Origin of the sequence: Leptothoe sp. PORK10 BA2 (assembly GCF_034932105.1) — a bacterium.
Lineage (GTDB): Bacteria > Cyanobacteriota > Cyanobacteriia > Phormidesmidales > Phormidesmidaceae > Leptothoe.
The window spans coordinates 1-6,436 of the sequence record NZ_JAYGIG010000093.1 but is presented as its reverse complement, the minus strand read 5'-3'; the positions used below and the strand labels follow the sequence as shown (position 1 = coordinate 6,436).

General features: G+C 57.2%; 3 protein-coding genes and 1 pseudogene. 1 reads left to right on the top strand and 3 read right to left on the bottom strand.

Annotated elements, in window-relative coordinates; genetic code table 11:
• Positions 1-126: 126 nt before the first annotated feature.
• Positions 127-297: pseudogene (locus VB741_RS14495) on the bottom strand (TetR/AcrR family transcriptional regulator); the annotation flags it as partial.
• Positions 298-612: 315 nt separating this feature from the next.
• The gene (locus VB741_RS14490) at positions 613-972 is read right to left on the bottom strand and encodes a CU044_2847 family protein (protein WP_323365896.1); all 360 of its coding nucleotides are present in this window, start codon (positions 970-972) and stop codon (positions 613-615) included.
• A gap of 85 nt (positions 973-1,057) precedes the next feature.
• Here VB741_RS14490 and VB741_RS14485 point away from each other — a divergent pair, with 85 nt between their 5' ends.
• Positions 1,058-5,593 carry an NB-ARC domain-containing protein gene (locus tag VB741_RS14485; RefSeq protein WP_323365895.1) on the top strand — a complete coding sequence of 1,512 codons (4,536 nt, stop codon included), beginning with the start codon at positions 1,058-1,060 and terminating at the stop codon, positions 5,591-5,593.
• 265 nt (positions 5,594-5,858) lie between these two features.
• On the opposite strand, the gene VB741_RS14480 is transcribed toward VB741_RS14485, so the two are convergent.
• A complete protein-coding gene (locus VB741_RS14480) occupies positions 5,859-6,263 on the bottom strand; it encodes a hypothetical protein (protein ID WP_323365894.1) in 405 nt (134 codons plus the stop codon).
• Between the last annotated feature and the right edge of the window lie 173 nt (positions 6,264-6,436).

Here is a 6,436-nt window from a genome sequence, read left to right as displayed (position 1 = left end):
CACTGAGTTTGATGCGACCCTTGGGCTTGCTCAAGGAGGTTACCAATTCCTATATTTGGATTACGCTAGCTGATAATCTCTGTAACCTGGGAAAACTCTCTAATTTTTTAAGCCTGAGTAGTTACCAAATAGCACTTGTTTGCTGGAGAAATAGTGATACATCGCTCCGGTAGAGATGCCTAGCTCCTTAGAGATCTGGCGTGTCGTAACACTGGCATACCCCCTACTAGCAAACAGATCGAAACTTCTATGCAGAAGCTCTTTACGATATTCTTCAGAGTCAACAACTTTGGGCATGAACTTATATCGAGCGCTCGTTCTATATTAGCCACGGAAATCATATAATGTCAACAAGCTCCGCATTGAGCACCTAAACAACCAGACCAAAGCCGTTGAAGATATTCAGGCTGAGCGGTTGAATGCATTGGATGCTCGCACCAAAGCTGTAGACAACATCCAGGAAGCTCGTCTCGATGCGCTGGATGCTCGGACTAAGTCCGTCGTTCGCTGATAGCCTTAGGAATCGCTTTGAGGCTTAGTTTCAATCATGGCGGGGTTGCGGCGCGGGCAACTCTGCGGTCTGCTCCAGGGCTACTCCTAAGCCCTGGAGCCTCAGCTTTGTTTGGGGAATGAACACTCCACTGTAATTTTGAGGTTGGCGTCAGCTGTGCCTTTGGTGACGTAGGGCACCCCAGCTTCTCCCGCTACTTTCATCCCAAATTCGAGCGTCACCTTATCGACGTTAGCCCCGGCCATCTGTCTGAACGCATTGAGGGTGTAACTGGTGTAGGCGCGAATGGTGCCCTGCATCGCCTCAAAACTTCGAGCGACTTGCTCGCTGGCTCCTTTAGCGGTGCGGGTGGCCTCTCCAGAAGAACGAGTGGTGTCTGCGGGAATATCGTTTACATTGCCGGTCGCTTCGATGTAAATGACGGTGCCATCATCGAGGGTGATTGGAGCTAGTTGGGTCATGGGGGCCTTTGATAGGTGGTGCATCAGCCAGGAGACAAGCCATACTGATGGGGACGAATCTGTTCTCTAGAATACTGGCTAATCCATGAGTCGGGATGCTCTAATCATTGGAATCAATCAGTACCGCCATAGCCAGTTGGGTAATCTAAACTCCCCAGCCGCTGATGCAGAAGCCATCGCTCAGATTCTAGAAAAGCATGGGCATTTCAATACGGTGCGCCGTCTGCCAGAAGTATTTAAAGACGACGCTGCTCAAGTTAGTCCCAGCAGGCAGGTAACGCGAAAACAGTTGCGAGAGGCGATCGCCCAGCTCTTCAACCCCAAAACCAAAACTCAGATGCCCGATACCGCACTGCTGTATTTCTCAGGGCACGGGTGGCAAAGCAGTTTGAACGATGCTGATGGCTATCTGGCCCCAACCGATGCCAACCCAGACGACGACCTAGGCGTGGAGCTGCAATGGCTGAGATCTCAGCTTGAGCAAAGCGAAGTCAAGCAGCAGATTATCTGGCTCGACTGCTGCAACAGCGGCAGTTTGCTCAACTTTAACTCAGTGACATCGGCGCCAACGGGCAAAGTGCGCGATCGCTACTTCATTACCTCGTCCCGCGACTTTGAAGCCTCGTATCAAAACCCAGGGGCTGCCTATAGCGTGCTGACGGAGGCGCTGCTGGCCGGGCTCGACCCTCACAACTCTGACACTGGCGAGGTCACCAACCATTCCCTCACGGCTCGATTGGAGCAGGCCCTGAAGGGACAAATCCAAGGCTTTCGCTGCCACAGCACTAGCGGATCTATTCTGTTGACCAGCGGCGGGACAAAGCCTACCAGCCCTACCCCTCAACCCAGAAAGCGGTTTGACATGCCCCTACAGATGCCGCCATTGCCAAAGCACTTTGTGGAGCGACCCGAGTACCAGCAGGCGGTGAGAGACTGCCTGCTCTCTACTGATCCGAAGGTGTTTGGCACCCTGGTGGTCAGTGCCATCTATGGGCTGGGGGGCATTGGTAAATCGGTGCTGGCGGCCAAACTAGCTCATGAGGCGGCCATTCAAGCTCGGTTCTCTGACGGTATTCTCTGGGCCACCCTGGGCCAAAGCCCTGACCTGCTGCCCCTGCTCAGCGGCTGGATTCAGGCCCTGGGCGATACCGACTCTAAGCCCACGGCCATCGAGTCGGCGTCAGGTCACCTGCGCACGCTGCTGTACGACAAGAAAGCCCTGCTGGTGGTAGATGACGTCTGGCACCCAGAGCACCTGGAACCCTTTCGGGTTGGCGGTAACGACTGCTGTGTGCTGGTCACCACCCGCGAAGCCCGCATCCCAGACGCCCACCGCTACGACCTGGATGTGATGAGCGAAAGGCAGGCGCTGGCCCTGATGACCCAAAAGCTATCCGAGCCCCTGCGGGAAGAAGAAACCCAACAAGCCCTGGCCTTTGCCAACCGGGTGGGCTATCTGCCCTTGGCTCTAGAGCTGGCCGCCACCCAAATTGAAGAAGGGGTGAGCTGGGCCGAACTCTTCGAAGACTTTCAGGCTGAGGTGGTGCGACTAGAAACCTTGGATATTTACAGCCAAGAGGACATTCCCAACGATGCTAAGCGGCGTAAGTACAGCCTGCTGGCCTGTTTTAACCTCAGTCTGAAGCAGCTTTCTGCCGAGCAGCTGCGCCAGTTTGCTTGGCTAGGCATTGTGCCAGAAGACGTGAACTTAACCCAAGAGATGGCCACAACCTTGTGGCAGGTCACCCCTCGCCAGGCTGGGGCGATTTTGCGCCTGTTCAGTGCCAAGGCATTGATGCTGCCGGGGGCTAAACAATCGGGTAACCAACATACCTATCGGCTGCACGATCTCATGCATGACCTGGCTCAACGGCTCTTAACCAGCCCACCTCACCCAGCCCGAGAGGGAGACTTACCAGGGTTGGGGCTCACCAAAGCCGAAGCCCACGACCAGCTGCTAGAGCGCTACCGGGCTAAGACTCAAAACGGCCAGTGGCATACGCTAGCCGATGATGGCTATATTTATGCCTTTCTCACCTGGCACATGGAGCAGGCTAAACGCCCTGATGCAGTACATCAACTGCTGCGGGAGACCAATGAGGCCGGTCGCAATGGCTGGTATGACGCCTGTGATGCGATTGGCAAACCAGCTGGCTTTGTAAACGACTTAGCTCGGGCCTGGGGGGCGGCTGAAAAGCGGTATGAGGCTGACCCGGAGATCACGTTGGCCCTGCTCTTTCGCTACGCTCTAATTCGCACCTCTCTCAACAGTCTGGCCAGCAATGTGCCCGCAGAATTGATGGGTGCCCTGGTTAAGCACCAGATCTGGCAGCCTGCCCAGGGATTAGCCTATGCGCAACAAACCCAAGATCCTTGGCAGCGGGCCGAGTGCATTTCCGCACTCGTACCTTACATGCCAGAGTCCTTGCTCCCTGAGGTGCTGAAGACAATCCATCAAATCAATGATGCGGCCTACCGGTCGTTTGTGCTGAGTAAACTGGCGACAAGGTTTCCGGCCCATTGGCCAGATGTACTGTTGGCTATTCGCCAGATCCAGGATCGCTACGGTAGCGACAGGGATTATGGTGGTGGATTCTTGTACCGCGCCAGGGCCCTGAGTGAACTGGCGAACCTGCTGCCACCGGAGCTCCTGCCGGAGGCGCTGGACGTGACCCGGCAGATTCGCGATGAATTCGACCGCGCCGAGGCCCTGAGTGAACTGGCGAACCTGCTGCCACCGGAGCTCCTGCCGGAGGCGCTGGAGGTGATCCGGCAGATTCGCGATGAATCCTCCCGCGCTTCGGCCCTAAGTGAACTGGCAAAACGGCTGCCGGAGCTCCTGCCGGAGGCGCTGGAGGTGACCCGGCAGATTAGCTCTGAATCCGAACGCGCCAGGGCCCTGAGTGAACTGGCAAAACGGCTGCCGGAGCTGCTGCCGGAGGCGCTGGAGGTGACCCGGCAGATTAGCGATGAATCCTCCCGCGCCAGGGCCCTGAGTGAACTGGCGAAACTGCTGCCACCGGAGCTGCTGCCGGAGGCGCTGGAGGTGACCCGGCAGATTAGCTCTGAATCCGAACGCGCCAGGGCCCTGAGGGAACTGGCACAACGGCTGCCGGAGCTCCTGCCGGAGGCGCTGGAGGTGACCCGGCAGATTAGCGATGAATCCAAACGCGCCTCGGCCCTGAGTGAACTGGCGAAACGGCTGCCGGAGCTCCTGCCGGAGGCGCTGGAGGTGACCCGGCAGATTAGCGCTGAATGGTCCCGCGCCAGGGCCCTGAGTGAACTGGCGAAACAGCTGCCACCAGAGCTCCTGCCGGAGGCGCTGGAGGTGACCCGGCAGATTAGCGCTGAATGGTCCCGCGCCAGGGCCCTGAGTGAACTGGCGAAACGGCTGCCACCGGAGCTCCTGCCGGAGGCGCTGGATGTGACCCGGCAGATTAGCGATGAATCCGACCGCGCCAGGGCCCTGAGTGAACTGGCGAAACGGCTGCCGGAGCTCCTGCCGGAGGCGCTGGAGGTGACCCGGCAGATTAGCGATGAATACTACCGCGCCAGGGCCCTGAGTGAACTGGCGAAACTGCTGCAACCGGAGCTCCTACCGGAGGCGCTGGAGGTGACCCGGCAGATTAGCGATGAATCCAACCGCGCCAGGGCCCTGATTGAACTGGCGAAACGGCTGCCACCGGAGCTGCTGCCGGAGGCTCTGGACATGACCCGGCATATTAGCTCTGAATTCTACCGCGCCAGAGCCCTGAGTGAACTGGCGAAATGGCTGCCGGAGCTCCTGCCGGAGGCACTGGACGTGACCCGGCAGATTAGCTCTGAATTCTCCCGCGCCAGGGCCCTGATTGAACTGGCGAAACGGCTGCCACCGGAGCTGCTGCCGGAGGCGCTGGAGGTGACCCGGCAGATTAGCGCTGAATCCGACCGCGCCAGTGCCCTGAGTGAACTGGCGAAACAGCTGCCGGAGCTGCTGCCGGAGGCGCTGGAGGTGACCCGGCAGATTAGCGATGAATACTCCCGCGCCTGGGCCCTGAGTGAACTGGCGAAACGGCTGCCGGAGCTCATGCCAGAGGCGCTGGAGGTGACCCGGCAGATTAGCGATGAATGGTCCCGCGCCTGGGCCCTGAGTGAACTGGCGAAACGGCTGCCACCGGACCTCCTGCCGGAGGCGCTGGAGGTGACCCGGCAGATTAGCTCTGAATCCGACCGCGCCAGGGCCCTGAGTGCACTGGCGAAACAGCTACCACCGGAGCTCCTGCCGGAGGCGCTGGAGGTGACCCGGCAGATTAGCGCTGAATCCGACCGCGCTAGGGCCCTGAGTGGACTGGCGAAACGGCTGCCACCGGAGCTGCTGAAAAACGCTTTCAGCCTAATAGAACAATTTGGTGATAAGTACCACAGTGCCTCAGCCTGGCAAGGCTTTCTGCTGCGCTTAGAAGAAATGCAAGTTGATATCACTTGCTTTGCTCAATGCTTAGACACGTTGGCCTATCGAGATCGCCAACACTTTCTCGGTAATCTTCCAGACCTAAAAGACACACTCGCTCGTCTGGGTGGTCAGAAGACGCTGTCGTTATGCCTTGAGGCAATGAGAGAGGTGTGTGCCCAATGGCCGTAAACCAGGGTTGAATAGGTACCTGCGCACGCAACTAGCCACATGATGCAAAAAAGCTAAATTGCCCCAAATCACAGCTTCGCTACGTTAGGGCCTACCAGCTTGAGCGGGAAAACCTGAGCCCCCGCGTGGGCGTCATCTCTAAAGCGCTGCGCTCCGTCCATCGTCAATGCGGAGTAAATCCTACACTGCTCTGGACGGAGCGCAGCTCCTATGGATTCTTACGAATCTCTCCTAGAGACCATCCGTTCGATTTTTGATTAAGTATCTAAACCCGCTCTAAGGGACGTACACCCCCAATAGACGGAGGATCGTACGACTCGGCGGGTTCAAAGTAAAAGGAGCTGGAGTATTTGCGTCGGAAATACACCATGGGCAGACAACCGATTGCGATCGCACCCAGCGTAAACAGCGACACCGACCACCCGAGAGAGGGAATCTGAAGAGCGGCCAAAATGAGCAGAAAAATAGCCGAACCGACGGGCCAAATGCCCTTCATGAACAGCGTTTTCCGATCCGTAAACAACACTTTTCGGTAGTAGTAAGCGCAGGCCAACCCGGTCATACCATAGTAAAAAGAAACCATGACACCAATGGAGCTGATCAGACTTCCCATCACCGCACCGATACTCTCACTAAAGCTAGAGAGAATCAACAGAAACAGCGCCAGCACGGTAATAACTAAGCCTGCTAGCCAAGGTGTTTGAAAGCGAGGGTGAATCGTAACTACTCAGGCTGGGGTAGGAGAGTTATAGGGTTTCCAGAGAACAATCCCATGAGGGCATCCAGAACGTTATGCCCCTGTTTGCGTAGAGTGGATAGGTAACCGCGAATACGGCAGAACAT